The 19,795-nt window shown below is 42.4% G+C and carries 18 protein-coding genes and 1 pseudogene; 12 read left to right on the top strand and 7 right to left on the bottom strand.

Features of this window, described 5'->3' with window-relative positions; genetic code table 11:
• Nucleotides 1–69 precede the first annotated feature (69 nt).
• Complete coding sequence (locus LPTSP_RS04275) at nucleotides 70–1,401, bottom strand: 6-hydroxymethylpterin diphosphokinase MptE-like protein (protein WP_108927596.1); 1,332 nt, start codon at nucleotides 1,399–1,401, stop codon at nucleotides 70–72.
• A gap of 42 nt (nucleotides 1,402–1,443) precedes the next feature.
• Nucleotides 1,444–1,974 carry a DNA primase gene (locus tag LPTSP_RS04270; RefSeq protein ID WP_108927595.1) on the bottom strand — a complete coding sequence of 177 codons (531 nt, stop codon included), beginning with the start codon at nucleotides 1,972–1,974 and terminating at the stop codon, nucleotides 1,444–1,446.
• Nucleotides 1,975–2,058: 84 nt separating this feature from the next.
• Between LPTSP_RS04270 and LPTSP_RS04265 the strand changes: the two genes are divergently transcribed.
• From LPTSP_RS04265 to LPTSP_RS19065, 11 genes and pseudogenes are all read left to right on the top strand, one after another.
• Complete coding sequence (locus LPTSP_RS04265; protein WP_108927594.1) at nucleotides 2,059–2,688, top strand: TlpA family protein disulfide reductase; 630 nt, start codon at nucleotides 2,059–2,061, stop codon at nucleotides 2,686–2,688.
• Nucleotides 2,685–3,380 (top strand): type 1 glutamine amidotransferase, encoded by a 696-nt coding sequence (locus LPTSP_RS04260; protein ID WP_108927593.1) that lies wholly within the window; start codon nucleotides 2,685–2,687, stop codon nucleotides 3,378–3,380. The genes LPTSP_RS04265 and LPTSP_RS04260 overlap by 4 nt, the downstream gene beginning before the upstream one ends.
• Before the next feature lie 65 nt (nucleotides 3,381–3,445).
• A complete protein-coding gene (gene secA, locus LPTSP_RS04255) occupies nucleotides 3,446–6,163 on the top strand; it encodes a preprotein translocase subunit SecA (protein ID WP_108927592.1) in 2,718 nt (905 codons plus the stop codon).
• Nucleotides 6,160–6,648: a hypothetical protein gene (locus LPTSP_RS04250; protein ID WP_108927591.1), complete on the top strand. Its 489-nt coding sequence runs from the start codon at nucleotides 6,160–6,162 to the stop codon at nucleotides 6,646–6,648. Before secA ends, LPTSP_RS04250 begins: the two co-directional genes overlap by 4 nt.
• A 108-nt stretch (nucleotides 6,649–6,756) precedes the next feature.
• On the top strand, nucleotides 6,757–7,113 hold the full coding sequence (locus LPTSP_RS04245; RefSeq protein WP_245915458.1) for a hypothetical protein: 357 nt from the start codon (nucleotides 6,757–6,759) through the stop codon (nucleotides 7,111–7,113).
• 246 nt (nucleotides 7,114–7,359) lie between these two features.
• A pseudogene (locus LPTSP_RS04240) lies at nucleotides 7,360–8,643 on the top strand (TolC family protein); the annotation flags it as partial.
• Entirely contained in the window at nucleotides 8,640–9,635 is a 996-nt protein-coding gene (locus LPTSP_RS04235; protein WP_108927589.1) for an efflux RND transporter periplasmic adaptor subunit, read from the top strand. The pseudogene LPTSP_RS04240 and the gene LPTSP_RS04235, both read left to right, overlap by 4 nt.
• Before the next feature lie 5 nt (nucleotides 9,636–9,640).
• On the top strand, nucleotides 9,641–10,375 hold the full coding sequence (locus LPTSP_RS04230; RefSeq protein ID WP_108927588.1) for a hypothetical protein: 735 nt from the start codon (nucleotides 9,641–9,643) through the stop codon (nucleotides 10,373–10,375).
• Nucleotides 10,375–13,671 carry an efflux RND transporter permease subunit gene (locus LPTSP_RS04225; protein WP_108927587.1) on the top strand — a complete coding sequence of 1,099 codons (3,297 nt, stop codon included), beginning with the start codon at nucleotides 10,375–10,377 and terminating at the stop codon, nucleotides 13,669–13,671. Before LPTSP_RS04230 ends, LPTSP_RS04225 begins: the two co-directional genes overlap by 1 nt.
• A gap of 37 nt (nucleotides 13,672–13,708) precedes the next feature.
• Nucleotides 13,709–14,113: a hypothetical protein gene (locus LPTSP_RS04220; protein ID WP_108927812.1), complete on the top strand. Its 405-nt coding sequence runs from the start codon at nucleotides 13,709–13,711 to the stop codon at nucleotides 14,111–14,113.
• A gap of 196 nt (nucleotides 14,114–14,309) precedes the next feature.
• Nucleotides 14,310–14,453 (top strand): hypothetical protein, encoded by a 144-nt coding sequence (locus LPTSP_RS19065; protein ID WP_167396408.1) that lies wholly within the window; start codon nucleotides 14,310–14,312, stop codon nucleotides 14,451–14,453.
• 105 nt (nucleotides 14,454–14,558) lie between these two features.
• On the opposite strand, the gene LPTSP_RS04215 is transcribed toward LPTSP_RS19065, so the two are convergent.
• From LPTSP_RS04215 to LPTSP_RS04195, 5 genes are all read right to left on the bottom strand, one after another.
• Complete coding sequence (locus LPTSP_RS04215) at nucleotides 14,559–16,145, bottom strand: outer membrane beta-barrel protein (RefSeq protein ID WP_439956985.1); 1,587 nt, start codon at nucleotides 16,143–16,145, stop codon at nucleotides 14,559–14,561.
• A 284-nt stretch (nucleotides 16,146–16,429) separates the two neighbouring features.
• Nucleotides 16,430–17,725: a CCA tRNA nucleotidyltransferase gene (locus LPTSP_RS04210; protein ID WP_108927586.1), complete on the bottom strand. Its 1,296-nt coding sequence runs from the start codon at nucleotides 17,723–17,725 to the stop codon at nucleotides 16,430–16,432.
• A complete protein-coding gene (locus tag LPTSP_RS04205) occupies nucleotides 17,722–17,991 on the bottom strand; it encodes a hypothetical protein (protein WP_245915457.1) in 270 nt (89 codons plus the stop codon). The genes LPTSP_RS04210 and LPTSP_RS04205 overlap by 4 nt, the downstream gene beginning before the upstream one ends.
• Before the next feature lie 165 nt (nucleotides 17,992–18,156).
• Entirely contained in the window at nucleotides 18,157–18,552 is a 396-nt protein-coding gene (locus tag LPTSP_RS04200) for a ribonuclease HI family protein (RefSeq protein ID WP_108927584.1), read from the bottom strand.
• Nucleotides 18,553–18,556: 4 nt separating this feature from the next.
• A complete protein-coding gene (locus tag LPTSP_RS04195; RefSeq protein ID WP_108927583.1) occupies nucleotides 18,557–18,868 on the bottom strand; it encodes a hypothetical protein in 312 nt (103 codons plus the stop codon).
• Nucleotides 18,869–18,924: 56 nt separating this feature from the next.
• Here LPTSP_RS04195 and LPTSP_RS04190 point away from each other — a divergent pair, with 56 nt between their 5' ends.
• The gene (locus tag LPTSP_RS04190) at nucleotides 18,925–19,722 is read left to right on the top strand and encodes an arginyltransferase (protein WP_108927582.1); all 798 of its coding nucleotides are present in this window, start codon (nucleotides 18,925–18,927) and stop codon (nucleotides 19,720–19,722) included.
• Nucleotides 19,723–19,795: the final 73 nt, after the last annotated feature.

The following is a 19,795-nucleotide window of genomic DNA, read 5'->3' as shown; positions in this document are numbered from 1 at the left end:
AGAGTTTTGGAGAATTCTCCCGGAATGTCAAGTAGTAGAATCTTCTTCTTGTAGTATCTTCTACGGAAATTAGGTTCTGGGATCCAGGAGTTTGATTTCTCTGGGGAGCAGGATTTGGATCTCACTAGGAAGTTCCGAAATTCCGGAGCAGAGTTTTCTCCATTCTTGTCCGGAACCAGGAAAAGAAGAAGGGTAGTTCTCTAAAGAATTTTCCCAGTCAGAGAATGTTTCTATTCTCGAGCCCATTTCGGAAAGAATCGGGATAGGACTCCATTTTTGTAATATTTCTAGGACACTCGTTCTTGTTCTCCATCGAGATTCAGGTGTATATCTCGAATTATAGAGGCTTCTTTTACGATCGATGAAGAATCTGTCGTATCTTTCGTAACCCGTGGATCTGCAATGTGTCTTTCCTGCTTGTCTATCGAATCCGAATCCTTTCAGTAGAACGGATTCCGCTCCTAAGGATTTGAGTAAGGAAACTGCGAGGCCGGCTACATTCAAGGTCGGATTTTCTAAGATCGGGGCCTTCGGATAAAATTTCGCACCCAGGATCTGGTCCAATGGATGTGTGGAAAGATAGATTACTTTTGGGTTTTTCAGGTCGAAGATCCTACACGCTCCGCCAAACCAAGTGAAGATTGGAATATTTTCGGGTACATTTTCCGGAAAATGGTAGAATGTTCCAAGTCCACTGTCTATTGAGAGCACTCCATGAGGTTGAATACCGTTTTCTAATAGATATCCGAGCGCAGTGTCTGAACTCAGTAAGAAGAATTTTTCACGATTTTGCCGGATCCAATCGATCTCTGATTCTAAATTTGGCGAAGCTCCTACAAAACATCCGATCCTTCCTGGCTTTGTAGCGAGAGAACGACCCAGGATATGATATGAGTTTGGAGTTTCAGAAGATTTTTTTAGATGTCTGAAGAAGTTTCTGACCCAGAGTCTTCCGAATTCCTGCTTAGCGAGTTTGTTTTGAGAAACGGATCCTTTTTTTTGGAAGAAGAAAACGATCCTCTGGCTTAGATCAGGATAACGTCTGGAATAATTCGGGTGAATGAAAATTCGTAAGTTTTTGGTGCCGGTCGGCATCCAGTCGGATCTATCTAATTTTTCAAACTTCTCCCAACCGTAATATACCGGAGTGTTGCCTAATTTTTCCTTAAGCAAGGGTCCAACTAGGGTTTCTAACTCTGAGAATGGTTCCAGTAATAGGATTTTTGTAGGCACTTCGACAGATTTCAAATAAGAAATCGCATGATAGCCGCAACCAATCCCGATTAGGACTAGCAATTCGTCATTTTCTAATGTTTTAGGAATAGAAAGGGAGATTCTCTCTCCCTCTTTGATTGGATTTTGTGTAGAATGTAGATGGAAGGAGGAATTTTCCTCCTTCAAATTCAGAGAACCGTCGGATTGCCGGACAAGCTGAAAGATAGCTTAATCCTCGTCTTCTTCGTCCTCATCCTCGTCGGAATCATCATCATCTTCCTCTTCTTCATCCTCGTCGTCATCGGAATCATCTTCCTCTTCGTAGGATTCTCCCTCTTCACCATCTTCCATGTCCATAAGAGGTTTCGCAGCTTCTTCCGGAATGAAATCTTCTTCCGTATCTTCTTCTGCGATGGGAGCTTGAGGAGCTTCGAATAGTCCGTTGAATTGGGAATAAGTGGCTCCGTTTCCTTGTGCTTCCGCTTCGATTGCGGCTCTTTCTTCTTTAGTTACGTATTTATACTGAACTTCTTCGTTTGCGAGTGCGAACATCGCTTGGACGGCAAGTTTGCGTCCTTTGATTTTTTTGGGTAATTCGAGCCTGTCGATTCTATCCAGGATTTGAAAGCCGGCTACGGCTCTTTCGTACTTGTTTTTTTTGGCCAGTTCAATCAAAGTTACAATATCGAATTCTGAATTCTGGTTTTGGGTCATTTTGTATTCCTGAAAGGGGATAGAGGCCTTTGAAACTACCATCATTCTCAATTTCCCCTCTCTGTCAATCCCTTATATCTTGTTTATTCCTTGAATTCTGGGGAGAATCTTCAATTTTGGTAATCGCCCATGGATTCTCAGGCCAACTCCGATTCCAGGCTTAGTTTTCCCTTTTCCAAGGGGATTTTCTTCCGCCTAACCCTTTTATTAATAGCGAGCCTTCTTACCGTATGTGCTCCCTCAGAACAATCCAATCTAGGTGTCCAAAATTTTGAAGGCATTAGTTTGGAAGGTGAAAATATCCGTATCGGCGACATTGCCGCGGATCGTATCGCACTGAATGTGTACGGACCAAATTGTCTTCCTTGTATTAAGGAAATCCCAGTTTTAAATTATCTGAATGCAGAACTGAAAAAATCTCCTCATATCAAGTTATACATGATCGTGGACCCGGATATATTTTTCGATAATCCGGAAGCTCTTTCTACGGAACAAAAGATGAAAGAAGCAGCAGTTCTGATGAAAGAAGAAGTAAAAAAATTCGGCATCCAAGTTCCGGTCCTCATAATGAAGCCCCCTTTCAAAGTGGATCGTACAGAAGGACTAGTGACCGGAACTCCTGAAACACTTCTATTCAAAACGAAACCTTTGATCTTATATTATAATTTTATCGGTCCGATCAGTGAAGAGTCCGACCCGAATAAAATCCCTAAAACTATGAAAGTGATCTTCTTCAAAAGAATGGCCGGCCAATCATGAGATGTCTCATCGTTCGGTTCAAGGATTGCGAAGGTCCGGGAACTCTATTAGATTCTTTGCAAGCTAGGAATTATAGGATTACTTATCATAACGCGTACGACGAACGAGTACATATCGTTCCGGCAGCTCACCAGATGTTCGATTTGGTAGTATTCTTGGGCGGGCCTCAAACCGTACATGATCCTAATCAGCATAAATTTTTTAAACCTTGGCTAGAGCTTGCATCTCACTTGGTATCTATGAAAGATAAGAAGGTGATCGGGATCTGCTTGGGTTCTCAGATCTTAGCAACCGTTTTAGGTGCTAAGGTATACGAAGGGGAGAAGGGGCCAGAAGTAGGCTTCTCTGACGTGAAACTAGTGAATCCATCTCATCCTGCATTTTCTAAATTGAATGGAACTTCTAGTTTCCCAGCATTCCATTTACATGAGGATATATTCGAGATCCCGAAAGGCGCGGATCATTTATTACAAGGAAGTTTCTATTCTAACCAGATGTTTGGATATGAGGATCGGGTTTTCGGTATCCAATGCCATCTGGAAGTAACAGAGAATATGTTAAACGTTTGGAAGAATATACATTCTGAGTTTATCAAAAAAGCAGGATGGATTCCCGGACCCGAAACGGAAGATCTTAGGTCTCAGATGGAAAGAGCTGGCAGAGCGCTCTTTGAAGGAATTTTGGAATTATAATATTTCTATCCAATGTCCCGAATTCCCGGGACTATTTATAAGACGAAACGATTGATGGTGCATACATGATTCAGAAAATACTCAGGGTTTTATTCGGAAGTAAATACGAAAGAGACCTCAAAAGACTCACTCCGATTGTAGTCCAAATCAATTCTTTGGAAGAGTCCATGCGTTCTCTTAGCGATTCTGAACTTTCTTCTCAAACTAGAAAGTTTAAAGAAAGACTCGCGAAAGGAGAGACCTTGGATGATATTCTTCCGGAAGCGTTTGCTACCGTAAGAGAAGCCGCCTTAAGAAAATTAGGGATGCGCCATTTCGATGTGCAGATGATGGGAGGGATCGCTCTTCATTGGGGAAATATCTCCGAGATGAAGACTGGGGAAGGTAAAACTCTTACTTCTACCTTAGCAGTATATCTGAATGCGCTCGCTGGTAAAGGGGTTCATGTGGTTACAGTGAACGATTACCTGGCAAGAAGAGACGCACTTTGGATGAAACCGATTTACGATTTCTTGGAATTATCCGTGGGAATTATCCAACACGATATGGAACACGATGATCGTAAGAACGCTTACTCTTCCGATATCACATACGGGACCAATAACGAATATGGTTTCGATTATCTGAGAGACAATATGGTTTCTCATATTGATCATAAGGTGCAGAGATCTCATTTTTTTGCGATCGTGGACGAGGTGGACTCGATCCTGATCGACGAGGCGAGGACTCCACTTATTATCTCCGGTCCTTCCGACGAATCCACAGACAAATATACTCGTATAGACAAGATCATTCCTAGACTCATCGAAGGTGAGGATTACGAGAAGGATGAGAAGGCCAAAAACACTCTGATGACAGAAAAGGGTGTGGCCCATGTGGAAGAGATCCTTGGGATCGAGAACTTATACGCTCCTCAAAATGTGGATCTAGTTCATCACGTTCACCAGGCTTTAAAGGCGCATAAAATATTCCAGAGAGATGTGGACTATGTAGTCCAAAACGGAGAAGTGATTATCGTAGATGAGTTCACCGGTCGTTTGATGTCCGGTCGAAGATATTCGGACGGATTGCACCAGGCTCTCGAAGCAAAAGAAGGGGTTCCTATCGCTAGAGAATCCCAAACTCTCGCAAGTATTACCTTCCAGAACTATTTCAGATTGTACGAAAAACTTTCCGGTATGACTGGAACTGCTGATACGGAAGCGGAAGAATTTCATAAGATCTATAATTTAGATGTGATCGTAATCCCTCCGAACGTTCCAGTCCAAAGAAAGGACGCAGCCGATAGAGTGTATAGAACTGAAAAAGAAAAGTTCACCGCAATCTTGAACGAGATTAAAGAATGCAGAGATAAAAAACAACCTGTGCTTGTAGGAACAATCTCCATTGAAAAATCGGAAGTTCTCGCAAGACTTCTGGCTCAGGCCGGAATTGCTCATAATGTATTAAACGCAAAGTTCCATGAAAAAGAAGCAGAGATCATCGCAAACGCAGGAAAACCTGCAGCTGTTACCATCGCTACGAACATGGCGGGAAGGGGAACTGACATCGTATTGGGTGGAGCTCAGTTATTTAAAGAAAGTCTGGAATCTTGGAAAGAATCCGATCCGGTGATCACAGAATTTAAAGAAGCTGTAGTTCGTGCTGATTTTGATAGAGCAGAATCTATTTCCCAAAGATTGGATTCTCAGTCAAAAAAATCCAAAGCAAATGAGATCCTGACCAGTGCAAAGATCTGGAGAAAGAATCACGAAGAAGTTTTGGAAGCGGGCGGTCTTCATATTTTAGGAACCGAAAGACACGAGGCGAGAAGGATCGACAACCAGCTTCGGGGTCGTTCCGGTCGTCAGGGAGATCCAGGTTCTAGTCGATTCTATCTTTCCTTACAAGACGATCTAATGAGGATTTTCGGATCCGATAGGATCGCAGGCATCATGGAAAGACTTAAGATGCCGGAAGGACAAGAGATAGAGCACCCGATGGTGTCTAACGCAATCGCCAGAGCCCAAAAAAGGGTAGAAGGTCATAACTTCGACATCCGTAAGCACCTTTTGGAATACGACGATGTAATGAACCGCCAAAGGATCGTGATCTATAAAATGAGAAACGAGGTCCTAGAAGGCGGAGACGTAACCGGTCAGGCAAAAAGTTTCTTAGAAGAAATGATAGAAGCCCAAGTGGTCGCCACCTGCGAGGGAGGAAATCCTAACGGTTGGGAATTGGATGTTTTAAAAGAATGGTTCGAAGGTCTAGGACTTCCTTGGAAGGTGGACCAAGATGCCATTAGAAAATCTAAAAATCCTCAATTAGCTATTTTTGATGCTTTGAATAATGCCGCCCAAACTTTCTACCAAGAGAAAGCGGATCGTATAGGCGCGGACGTTTGGAAACTTTTAGAAAGAAATATTTTCTTAGATATTCTGGACCATCGTTGGAAAGAACATCTGTATTCCATGGACCACTTGAGAGAAGGTATCTGGACGGTAGGTTATGGAGAAAAGAACCCGCTTGTAGAATATAAACTACAAGGTTTCCGATTATTCGACCAAGCGATCGAGAACATGAAGTATGAGATCGTTAGTTTCTTACTCCGTGTCGAAGTTACCGAAAAAACTCAGTTGCCTGAAGAGAAAAAAGAGTATAAAAAAGTAGGACAAGAACTGACTGGAGGCTTCCAAGAATTACAGGGAGCTAAACCTAAAAATCTTGCAGCAGAGGCATTGCCTGTGGCTTCCGGAGGCGGAGGTTCCGAAAGGAAAACCAGTCGGAGAAAACGAAAATGAATATTAAGCTCCTATTTCCATTTTGTATTATAACTTTCTCTCAATGCGCTTATCTCTCCGGAGATGGCGCGGGGGCGAGAGAAAGTAAAAGTCCTGCGCAATTGTATTCCGAATGTATGGGGACGTTTGCAGACGATGCAAAATGCAAGGAGTTCGTTCTCAAATCCATTCCGGATGCTGATGTCAATTTATTGGGACAAAATGTAGATGCAAAAACGGCAGAAGCTTCCGCGAACATTTATATTCGCGCTCAACTGATCCAATCTCTTCTCTACCAAAACAAATTATTCGTAAAAGGTAAGCTCGGGGAGCCGGATGAAAAAAGGGTCGTGAATAATTGGGCCCCTGGGATGGAGGAATGGCTTTATTATAGGCCTGTTTCTAAATTTGCTGAAGGTTCCAGACCTGATAGAGAGATCTTAATACGTTTTCAACGAGGTACAGTAGTCCACGTGGGTTATACTCCACCTAGTCCAAATCGTTAGTACATCTTCCATTTAATTCAACAAAAAACAGATTGGAATAGCTAACGTTTCTTCGTAATATATACTAAGGATTGACGGAATAATCGTCTATATTCTTTTGGCATAATAGTGCGGCGCATACCTTTCATTCTGCTGATCTTTCTACAGATTGCTCTGGTAGTCTTTTCTTCCACTTTGGAATGGGTGGATAAAGACCTAGAGAGCCGGGCTATTTCTTTATCCCAAACAAAGAAAAACATTTCCACCGCCATTGAATCGGATCTTACGGATTCCGAAGGATTAGTTTATACACAAGCTAGAGAAAGAGACAGCAGATTTGCTGACTTTCTCGTAGATGCGTCATCCAGCTACCCTTGGACTCCATCCACATTTGTTTCTAAGATCGTATTTGTAAACGGTCGATACAGATCGGACCGACTTCTCCACTTTTCCCTAACAAATCTCCCCCCACCTAGCCTGGCTTAATCGGTTTTATATTACTTCGGAACGATTTTCGCGCCATAGGTCTATTGGCATCGTTCCATAGGGGAGTCTTGCATAAGCAAAAGCTATCTTCAGGGATAACTTCGTACAACTATGAATAAAAAGATACTAACGTTCCTAATCTTGGTCTGGGCGACGAATCAGACCGTTTCTCAGCCGGATCCTTTACCGGATGGTGCTCCTGGGAGTGGTGAAACTTTGTATACGGATGCAAAGATCGCTGCAGCTTCCGGAGATCAGGAAAGGACACAAGTTCGATTAGAACTTGCCAAGGCAGAAGAACTTCTTTGGAAGAATAACCTTCTATTACTTGCTTCTAAGTTTAATATCGACGCGAGAAAAGCGGGGATAGAGCAAGCAGGTCTATATGCGAACCCGAATATTTTCGTGGATCAGAGTATTTTCGCGGAGCCTACACAACGTTATTTCGATTTTACCAGATCGGGACAAACAGTGGTGCAGATCCAACAAGTATTCTTGCTCGGCGGTAAGATAGACAAAAGGATCAGAGTCGCAGAGCTAAGCGCTAAGATGAGCGAGCAGGAATTTTACGATCTTGCAAGAGCGCTCATTACAAAACTGCGTAGGACATTCTACTTTATTCATTATTACAGGGACGCGATCGCATTTTACGACAAAAGTCTGATCGCTTTGGATAAAACGGTAAACTCCGCGGAACTCGCCCAAAAAAGAAGAGCGGTTCTTCAGTCTGAAGTTCTACGTTTAAAGGCACTTCTATTTTTCTTACGAAAAGAAAGAGAAGATCTCAGGATCAAGGTCCTAGAGAAGGAAGCTGACCTACGAGTTTTATTGAACGAAGACACTTATAAAAACCAATCAGTTGCAATCGTTCCCGTTCTGGACCTGGACTTCGTTGAAAAAGCGACCATGGAAGGATTAAAATTAGATAATATGCTTGCTAAGGCCCGGGAATACAGGCCCGACCTGAAAAAAGCGGTCCAGGCATTAAGATATGAAGAAGCAAACCTGGAATTGCAACATGCAAACGCGATCCCGGATCTTGCCTTCGGCCCTATGTATAACAGAGGGGGAACCGCCTTCCAGAACTATTGGGGGATTACCGCGCAGTTGAATATTCCGATCTTCGATAGGAACCAAGGTAATATCAAGGCTGCCGAAAAATCCATCCAAGTCAGAAAACAGGAACTAAAAAACCTGATCTTGGAAGTAGAGAACGATGTGAGCGTTGCCTTGGCTACTGCGAAAGCAAAAGACGATCTCTACAAAAAGTTCAGAAACACTTACACTAAGGACTACGCCGATCTAGCGGAGGATATGATCCTTAGTTACGAAAAACGTTATATATCTATTTTAGAATTCGCCGACTTCTTCGAAACATACAGATCCAGTATCGTGGAAATGTTACGCCTCCAAACGGATAGAATGGAAGCGATCGAAGGAGTAAATTACTCGGTCGGAACGGGGCTGATCGTCCCAAGTTACAAATCCAACGGAGAATCCGGTGGTGCTAAGGAAGGGGGCTCGAAATGATTCCATCATCTAACAAACTTAGAATTTTATTAATCGTTCTGGTGGCGGCTGTTTCCGTTTCCATCGTTTCTTTTACATTAAACAAGGGTGGAAAGAAGACTCCGCCTCGCCCTCAGAAAGCGATCGTCCATGATCATGGAGAAAGGATTGAGTTCAAGGAGAATAGTCCGGGACTCGAGATTATCAAAAGTGCTGAGATCGGCAAACCGGGAGAGTTCGTAAATGTAGAAGCTCCTGCAAGGCTGATTGCCACTACTTCTCCTTCCGTATCTGATTCGGAACAGATCGTATTATTCGAATCTGCGGAATTGAACGATCTGTATGTAGGCTATGTTCATGCCAAGAACAGTCTGAACAGATCCCGCAAAAATTTGGATCGTATCAAAGATATGTTCAAACATCGGGTCGCTACCGAAAAAGATTTGGTAGAAGCAGAAACCGAAGTGAATAACGATGAGGCTGAATTCGCAGAGTTCGAAGGAAAACTGAGAGCTGTGGGTTTAAATCCTGCATTGATCAAAAAAGCACCAGGCCAAACAGCTTGGATCATTTCGGACGTTCCAGAATCCCAACTTTCCAGTCTGCAGAAAGGAAGAAGGGTCAAGGTAGTATTCAACTCCTTTCCGAACCAGGAATGGTTAGGGACCGCTGAAGCATTGGGAGATAACGTGGATCCTTATACAAGAACTGTAAAAGTCAGGATCGCGATCAAAAACGAAGGTTATAGATTAAAACCTGGAATGTTTGCTACGGTAAGATTTCCAGAAGAAACAGGAAGTGACTCAGTGGTCATTCCTTTCAATTCGGTAGTTACTGTAGAAGGTAAAAATTATGTATTCGTAGAAGAAACCGCCCACGAATTTTTCAGAAGGGAAGTCGTTCTTGGCATCTCCACTAGAGAAAGAGTCAACGTTCTGGAAGGTTTGACCAAAGGTGACAAGGTCGTTGTAGAAGGCGCCATTCTTTTAAAGGGACTTAGTTTCGGATTTTAATCTATATGAAAAGAATACTAAGTTTTATTATTATAATATTCTTATTTTCTTTTATTTCATCCGTTTATTCGGAGGAAAAGAAGAAGGACTATAAGAACGACGACATTTCTCCCGAATGGGCTCCCGACTCGGAGCGTAAAACCAGATTCGGAGAAGAAGAAAAAGACGAACTTACTCAGAAGGCTCTCCCTAAATCTACGAACTTCTTCGTGTATGGAGCAAGTATCGGTTCTCCCGGAAGTATCAATTTCAATTTAGGATATTATTATAAGGATATCGTAATACGCGGATCCGGCGGGCATTGGGGACCTCATTGGTGGGGTTGGCAGGCGGATCTAGGATTTAGTTTTTGGAAAACTTCTGTCATCGCACATAGTGTTTCGGTAGTATTAGGACAATTCCAAGTAGATCCTTTCGCTCCCGAGTTAGGTAGAGGCGGACAAACTTCTTATCCTACAGGTACAGATTTTCCAGGATACCAGCATAGGAATCCTACTTTCGAAGATCTGATCATACGATCTTATGTAGCCGAACAGAATCCGAATCTGGCTGCTGTTTTAGAATACGATAGTAGGGACAAACAGAAGGTAACTTTAAACCAAAGATATGTTGGACTTACTTACGATTTCCTTCTTGGAAATTTCTTTTTGCAACTTGGCGGAGGGGTAGGAAGCGGAGATTATAAAAATCCTCAGCTTCTCATCCAGTTGGGCTACCTGTTCGATACGAGGTCTTACTAATGATAGATAAACTCATAGAATCTGTACTTAAGTTTAGGGTTCCCACCATTATCGCCTCACTCTTTGTAGCGATTTTAGGAGTTTGGGCCTGGACAGATATTCGAAAGGAAGCTTACTCTGATATTGCGGACACCCAAGTCCGTTTGATCGCAAAATTTCCGGGAAAAGCAGCCGTCGAAGTAGAAGAAAGAATCACTCTTCCGATTGAAAGGGTATTGAATGCGATTCCTAAAGTAGCAGTACGTAGATCCAGAACCATCAACGGTCTTGTAGTATTCCAATTTGTATTCGAAGACGGGACAGATGATTATTTTGCAAGGATGCGACTTATGGAAAGGGTCGCAGATGCGGATATTCCTGAAGAAGTCCAACCGGCTTTAGGACCTATGAGTTCTCCAGTGGGAGAAATTTTCAGATATGTGGTCGAGTCTTCCGGCAATCACACTCCGATGGAATTAAGAACGATCCAAGACTGGATCGTAATGCCAAAGATGCTTTCTATTCCTGGAATTGCGGATGTGGTTACGTTCGGAGGTTTACCTAAACAATTCCATATAGTAACTTCTCCAGATAAATTAATACGTTATAAACTTACGATAAACGATGTAATCCAAGCAGTTCAAGTGAATAATCTGAACACAGGTGGAAATCTACTTTTACAAGGTGAGCAGGGATTTCCGATCCGTTCTTTGGGTGCAATACGAGAAGCCCAACATATAGAAAATATCGTAGTAAAAACAGTGAATGGGGTCCCTGTATTCGTCCGGGATCTGGCTACCGTGGAAATTTCTCACCCGATTCCGAGCGGGGTCTTGGGTTATACGGTCCGCATTGACAATCAGGTCATGGATATAGATTCCTCCGTCCAGGGTCTTGTGGCTATGCGTCGTTGGGGAGATCCGAACGAGATGGGAGATCGGATCCGCGCCAAAGTAAAGGAAATCAACGAGAACTATCTTCCGGAAGGAGTTCAGCTTAGGACTACGTATGATAGAAGTGACCTTGTAAATTATACGTTACGCACTATCGGAAGAACTCTTTTGGAAGGAGTAATGGTTGTCAGTTTGGTTCTAATCTTCTTCATAGGAAGTGCAAAGGCATCTCTTGTGGTAGTGGCAACCATTCCATTTGCGTTATTATTCGCCTTTCTTCTTATGAATATTACCGGGATCCCTGCAAGTTTATTGTCCTTGGGAGCTATCGACTTCGGGATCGTAGTGGATGGGGCCGTGATCATGGTAGAAAATATCATGAGAAGATATAGGGACGCCACTCCTAGTGATAAAAGTAAGGGGATCATTAAGCTTACCGCAGAGTCCGGCTCCGAGGTTGGGACCGAAATTTTGTTTTCCATTCTGATCATCATACTTGCTTATTTGCCGATTTTTTCCTTCGAACGTATCGAAGGACGTCTCTTTAAGCCGATGGCCTTCACTATCTCTTTTGCGATCTTTGGAGCTTTAATTTTTTCTATGACTGTCGTCCCTGTTTTGATGACTTTTATGTTCCGTAAGTATTTCGAATCAGAGAAGCCCGGACCGATCGCATGGCATAACCCGGTGTATGCCTGGATAGAAGAACGTTATAAAAAGTTAATAGATTATTTGGTAGAAAGATCCAGAAGGGTGGTCATCAGCGCTTTCACCGTGGTGATCATACTTTTAGGGATAGGCGGATACAAACTTGGGACCGAATTCCTACCGGAAATGGATGAAGGAGGTTTTAACCTCAGGATCTTTTTCCCAGTGGGGATCTCTCTTCCGGAAGCTCGTAAATTTATGCCTAAGATCCGGGAAACGATCTATAAAAACGAACAAGTAAGCGTAGTACTTTCTCAGTTGGGAAGGAATGACGACGGAACAGACCCTCTTCCTCCCAACCGATTGGAAGTGCTTGTAAGTTTGAAAGATTACGACGATTGGAAGGAAAGGATTACTAAGCAGGAACTTCTTCTAAGAATGAAAAACGATCTGGAGGCGACTCTTCCAGGTGCAAGGATCAGTTTCTCTCAACCTATCATGGACAACTTGTCGGAAGCGATCATGGGTACCATTGCGGACCTCGCTGTGTTCGTATCCGGGCAAGACTTAAAAGTGATGCGTAAACTTGCAGAAGAGATCCTAGAAATTGTAAAAGATATGCCGGGAGCAAGTGAATTCGGGATCGAACAGGAAGCGGACAGTCCCCAGTTGACTGTTCGGATCGATAGGGAAGCCGCGGCTCGTTACGGGATCAATGTAAGCGATATACAGCAGATGGTAGAAGCTGCCATCGGAATGCAAAGGGTCAGTACTTTGTATGAGGGGCCTTCCGACATTCCCCCAAAAACGCCTGCTCGATTTGGTATAGTAGTCCGATTCTCCAAGGATTATAGAGCTTCTAAAAGAGCGATAGAGGCAATGCCGATCATTTCTCCTAAGGGAGAAAGAGTTCCACTTTCTCAATTAGCAAAGATCACATTGGAAGACGGACCTACTATGATCTTTCGTCAGGAAGGTAGAAGGACGATTACTGTCCGAACAAACGTAAGAGGACGGGACCAGGGTGGTTTCGTAAATGAACTTCGAAAAAAGATACAACAGAAAATAAAATTTCCGGAAGGATATGAGGTACGTTACGGCGGACAATACGAGAACCTTGCTCGTGTGGGTAAAAAGTTAGCGATCGTTATTCCTGTAACTATCGCGATCATTTTCGGTGTATTGTTCTTACTTTATAGAAATCTAAAATATGTCTACGTGGCTTTGGCCTGTCTTCCTCTTTCCTTGGTGGGAGGAATGTATGCACTTCTGTTCAGGGGATATTATTTTAACGTATCCAGCGGGGTAGGCTTTATCTCCTTATTCGGGATTGCCACCATGTCAGGGGTTCTTTTCGTTTCGAGGACAAATCACCTTTTAAGAGACGAGCCTACATTGACCACAAAAGAAGCAGTCACACAAGCAGCTGTTATCCAATTGCGACCAATGTTAATGACAATTTTACTCGCATTGCTTGGACTCATCCCTGCTACTCTGGCATCCGGAGTTGGGTCCGATGTCCAGAGGCCGTTGGCTACTGTGATTGTAGGTGGGTTATTCTCCGCTTTATTCCTTGTATTGACTGTCTTACCTTCACTCTATTTAGTCTTAGTGGGGGATAGAAAACATCCGGTCGGAGAGACTGAAACATTCGAACTTCATCCGGAAGCGTATGTTTCCTTATACGATGAAGAAGATTTAGAAGATACTCCTCCTACCCATAAGAACGGAAGTAAGAAGGTAAAGAAAAAAGTTCTCGCTAAAAAGAAGCGTTAGGTTATGCACTTATCCCAAATATAGATAGGTGATGACTATGAATTTACCCGAAAAAATTTTGATCCTAACCGGAGTCTTAAATTTAGCATACGGAAGTCTAACAGGATTTGCGTATGCATTTGCGAGAATGAAGGCTGAATTCCCTTCCAGGTACTTGCAGGCGGCTCATATAGGTTCTTTGATGCAAGGGGCAATGCTCTTAGGACTAGTGCTTGCTTTTCAGTATGCTACTGCTCTGTCCGAAACTCTGTCATTTGTAGGAGCGGTTTCTTTCGCTGCTTCTTCCGGATTTCTAGCATTAAAAGACACTGTCAATTGGCTCCAAGGGATCAAAGACGAATTCAAAGAGAATCCTCCACTTGGAAAGATTATAGGTGGAATTGGTGTTACAGCGAATCTAGTCGGGATTGGGATTATCGTTTACGGAGTTTTAGCGGCTTAATCTCTGGGGAAGAAGGATCAAATAGGCTTACCGGTTTCAAAACCGATTTATTATCCGACGTATAATTCGTAAAAATCTATCTAGGGACCCTACAATTTCTTGGATAGATTTTTGAAATTCCGAACCAAGAAACGAACAATAACTCGAAGTTTTTTTACAGTTTTTTCACTCTAAAAATCTTAAGAGGATCTTGAAGATGAGTGAGCACTTAAAAGCAAAACTGAAAAAAGCAGATAGCGGCTTTTGGAAAAAGACACTCAGGTCCTGCTGGAATATTCTTCCTCATTCTTTTAGAAGACAATTAGTTGCCATGTCTGGGCAATCGGATCTGGATTTCTAAGGAGTTAACCTTCTTCTTTTCATATTAAATCATATCCATTTTCTAAGAAGATAAAAAAAGAGCGCCTTGTGGGCGCTCTTTTTCGTAGAAATCTACTAAATCCGATTAATCGAACTTAGCAACGACCCCTAAGGTTATACCGTATTGGTCTTTGCTTTTCTCACCGCTTTGGGTTACGAATTGATAACCGGTCGCCCAGTCTCTTCTCATGTCCAATTTGATGAGTAGATTTTCAGTGTAGTTCCAAACTGGAGTAACAGTAAATGTTTTATACTGTCCGTAGTTGGAAGATCCACCGTAATCTTTGTAGTTTTTCGGGTCTAAAGCCGCAAGTAGTTGATCAGCAGTTAAGCCTCCCAAAGCAGGAGTTGCAGCAATGATTTGCTCTGCGATTGCTTTGTCTTGAGCATATTTGCCTTCGTACCACGCGTTAGCTGCTTGAGAACCTGCAAATGGGTTGAAGGTAGTCAAACGACCGTTGTTGTGGCTATCGTCGATATACTCGAAACGAACGTTAACTCCCCAAGTCTCACCGATTTTAAACTTACTGAAGATACCATAAGCTTTATAGGTACTTTTGGTTTTTTCAGTAGATACGGTTCCGCCAAGGATAGTTTCAACTGTAGCTGCGCCTGTTGGGTTGTACTGTTGCTGTGCAAGGTTAGCTGCTGCAGCACCACCTGCTTTCTCACTCCAAGTATAGTCTAAGTCAACTTGGATCCTATCAGTAGGGGTCATAGACAAGATTGCATGGTTCATGAACCAATAATCTTTGTTATATCTTGCTGCAGGAGCAGTAAGAGCAGATACAGCAGGGTCTCCGGTTTGAGCCGCTAATTGATCAGCCACATATTGTTTGGTCGGATCGATTCTTCCAGTAGCACCGTCTTGAGAATACAATGTGTTCCAAGTGATCGATAATTTGTCTTCGATCAATTGTCCTTTAACCTGAGTTCCGATCGCTTTATGCTGGGTAGCCGCTTCGAAGAAGTAGTTATTCGTAGTGCTTCCGTCTGGAACTCCAGTTCTATAACCGGTACCACCACCACTGTTATACAGATAAAAGGTTCCTGCCCATTTGTCTGTAAATTGAGTAGTTAAGCGAGCACCGGTGTGAATGAACGGGATTGTGTTTTGGAAGATGGCCCCTATCGAGTAGTTAGGGTTGTTCATCGATTCTAACACTTCATATCCAATATGCGTTGCCATTTTACCAACGTCTAAGGTCATCCCTTTCAACACTGGGAAATACATACTAATGTAAGCTTGTTTCAGCATGTTATAGTTGTAAATTCCGTTGGATTGAACATAAGGAAATTCTTGGTACGCGTTGTTCTGTCCATTTTGGAAGTCCACGCGGAATCCCCAAGGGCTGGATTTTTCTGCGGTCTTTTGTACAGCAAGTGCTGCTGCGTTAACACCAAAGTTTTTGTTGCTAGTTTCGAACGCTCTGGTACTGTCTACGGCGCTTCCTTGGAGTGGGTTGTTATTGTACATGTAGTACACATCCACAAATCCTGAAAAGTCTACCTTATCATACCATTTCGTATCTTCAGGTTCTGGGGCTGGAGCAGCTTTCACTGCGCCTGCTGCCTTCGGGTCCGGCGTTTCCTTTTTCGGCTGGGCAAAAACCGAAGAGGCGGTCACCAGAGTAAAGGTAGCAATGAGGCTGGCTGTTTTTTTTCTCATCATTCTCCTAAATCTCCTATGCTCCTAACTATGCAACTAGCGTGCCAATAGGATAAAAATAGGCAAAGAGACTAAATAAGGCTTAAAAACGATTCTAAATCCAATATTCAGTGTTTAGATATTATAAACTTTTTGGACTAATTTTTCTATATCGGCATAGTGCCTAAAAATTAAGCATAAGTTGAGTTGCTGAAGGACTAAGCAAAGTAGAAGATGTTTTGATAAAGATGGGGTTTGGGAGGTTAAGGCTGGGTGAATTTTGTAGTAACTTCGACAGTTGGCTAGGCTTACAAAGATTTTCTGATCTGATCCAGTAGAAGTTTCTCTGAATTTAGATTCGGATCTTGGAGCACAGAAAACAATGAGGACCGCAATACTTCTCCCAATTTTGGTGCAGGAAGTTCTGGGAATTTTTCCCGGATCAGATTTCCATCTAGGACAAGATCGGAAAGCAGAAGTGGAGGATTCTTCTTCCATTCTTCTTCGGCCTGAGTGAGCCAGAACGCTTCTTCGTTTAGAAAGGCGGACCAAAGGGTGGAAAGTTCTAAACACCAGTCCCAAAGTTCTTTTTTTCCTGAATATTGTGCGACTGGATGGAGCAGATGTGTGCGGAGCCCAGGAGAAGTCCGTAATTCTTCTTTCTGTTGTATGAGTGAATACAGGGTTTTTACTAGGAACTGAGAATCCTTGGTCCTCTGGTTGGAGAATCTGAGTTCTTTAAAAAATACATTCGAATCGCTGAGCCAGGTTTGTTCCGATAAACAACAAGCTAAGAAGTAGGCAAGTCTTGTCCTTTCGGAAGCTTGGAGTAGTTTGGAAAATCCATTTTTGTGCTTTTCCCAATCTTCCGAATACAATTTAGTTTTGGTGAATAATTCCAGAGTTTTATATTTTTTTAATAGATCCAATCCTCCGATCGGATTTTTGCTTCTGATTATTTTTAAAAATTCGTCGTGTATTCTTTCCGGAGAAACCTTTGCTGTAACCGGTCTACATGTTTCAATCGCTTCTGCTGTTTGCGGATGAATAGTAAATCCAAGAGTGGAAACAAATCGAATTGCTCTGACCGGCCTAAGTCCGTCCTCGGTAAATCTGGATTCCGGATTTCCTATGGTCCTAATTAAAGAATTTTGAATGTCTTCTAATCCGGAATGTTCATCTACTAGTATCTTTTTCTGAAGGTCCAAGGCAAGTGCGTTCATTGTGAAGTCTCTTCTTTTGAGATCTTCGCTTAGGCTTACTCCGAATTGTACTGTTTCCGGCCTTCTTCCATCCATATAGTCTTCGTCTTTTCTGAATGTGGTTAATTCATATGATCTATCATGGAATAAAACAGTGATGGTTCCATGTTTGATCCCGGTTGGAACAGTTCTCTTGAAGATCTTCTGCATATCTTCCGGATGGATCGAAACTGCAAGGTCGTATTCGTGAGGGACCTTATTTAAGATCAGATCTCGGACACTTCCACCTACTAGATAAGCTTCTCCTCCATAATTTTGTATGATTTTGCTGATCTCTAATAGATCCTCTAAGAAAGGAGAAGGGATTTGTGAGATGAGTTGGTTCGGATCCTGGTTCATCATTCCTGGACGATCTTCTTCCAAATCGATAGATAACGCTCTTTGAGTGCAGGGTTCTTGGAAAAAATTTCTTCTACCTGTTTTTTGGTCTTTTGGTCTACAGAGACTCTTAAGAAGGGAAGGTCCGCTTGCTGGGAAAGGATTTGGTCGATCTTTCTTCCTGTTTCGTCCCAGGCAGTATTGCAGATCTCTTTGTATTCTTCGTCCGTATGTTCGTTACACAGGATGGCCAGTTCCAAATACTTTCCTTCTTTTTTCAGCTCTAACATTTTGTCTAAGATACTTGCCTTACAGTTAGATAAAATGAGAAAGCCAAGAAAGCTAAAGCAGATCGGAAGTAAGAACTTTCGAGAACTCATCCTAAGAATTTTTTAGAAAGAAGCGGATAAGGAAACCATTTTTTATTTTGTAGGAATTCCAACCGGGCGGTCAGTTTAAGATTCGAAAGCTAGATTAGCTAGTTTATCCGCTCTTTTGTTTTTTTCCCTGAGGACATGATGGATGGAGAATAGTTTGAGTTTAGAAGTGAGAACTTTGACCTTTTCTTTTGCAACTTGCAAGTGAGGGGATTTGACCTTGTATTCCCCCTTGAATTGTTTTACTACCAGCTCGGAATCCAGATAGGCTGTAACTTCGCCTGCGTCTTGGGAGAGGCAATATTCTACTCCTGCTTCCAGAGCGGCCCATTCTGCCATATTATTGGTTCCGTCGGAGATCCTACGGGAAATGGAATGGACCTCTGTTTCTCCCTCGTAAACGGCAACCCCAATAGAAGAAGGTCCCGGATTTCCTTTGGAAGCACCGTCGCAATATATTTTGAACTTTTTCACAGGATTATTCTCGGTTTTTAGATCCGAACACGAATTGGAAAGGTCTCCAGAAAATTAGATATCCGATCAGGACCAATAGTGAAAAGAAAAATGAGAGTATTCCTAATACCAAAAATTGGAATCTCCGATACAAATGATCGAATACATGAGGGAAGAATAACCCTCCGATCAGGCAGAAAAGTCCGGCTCCTAATAAAGCGAACAGAACGAAAGGAAGGGATAAAAAATAAAAAAGATAGCTGAGGACCGTGAATCCGAAAGCCAATCTATAAGCGTTCCAACGTGCCGGATGATCCATTATTAAACCAAATACCATCAATAGTCCTATCCTTCGGAGGCTTTGGTTTGGCAATGTAAAAATGGATCCGTATCATGGCAAACATGGGGCTGGACTATTTTGAATTCTTAAATTCTCTTCCGGAAACTCCAGAGTCGGAATGCGCCTATTATCCGGATCGGAATTCCAAGGTGAAGGGTTTCTTCTCTAAGGAAAAACTTCCTCCTGAAATTTTAGATGATCTTTTTCGTTTTGGTTTCAGAAGGTCCGGCAATTTCTTTTATAGAACCAATTGTTCCCAATGTTCTCATTGTCTGAGCTATCGGGTTTTGTTGCATGATTTTTTTCCTAGTTCGAATCACAAAAGGATGATCAAAAAGAATAACGATCTAACCTTAAAAATTTCTCTGCCGCTTATCGATGCTGAAAAAAAGAATTTATATCTTAAATACCAAAAATCCCGTCATGAAGGATCTTATGGAGAATCGGAATCCGAAATTTTGAAGAACATGAAATTTCAGATGTACGAGGGTTCTAATAATTCTACGGAACTTCTTCTTTATAAAAAGGATATACTTTTAGGTTGGATCTTATTGGACTTAGGACTTGAGACAGTGTCTGCAGTATATTCCGTTTTTGATCCGGAAGAAAGTAAAAGAAGTTTGGGAAATTTTCTGATCCTTTCTTCTATTCTATGGGCGAAGGAGAATGGATTTAAAGAATTTCAATTGGGTCTTTTTCTTCCGGGGCATCCTAAGATGGATTACAAAAAGAACTGGAGGCCTTCTGAAATTTTAGATCGTAGTACTGGTGTTTGGAAAGAAAGCGGATCTTTTCTTTCCGATTATATTTTGGAGAATGGTCCCAACGGAGACAAACGAGCAGGTACTTAAACCTGGGTCATTCTTCTTATAAAACCCCCCAAATCAGGCTTGTCATACTGGCCTTACGCCCCAGAAAGGTTGG

This window comes from Leptospira johnsonii, from assembly GCF_003112675.1.
Lineage (GTDB): Bacteria > Spirochaetota > Leptospiria > Leptospirales > Leptospiraceae > Leptospira_B > Leptospira_B johnsonii.
This window is presented reverse-complemented; position numbering and strand designations above follow the sequence as displayed.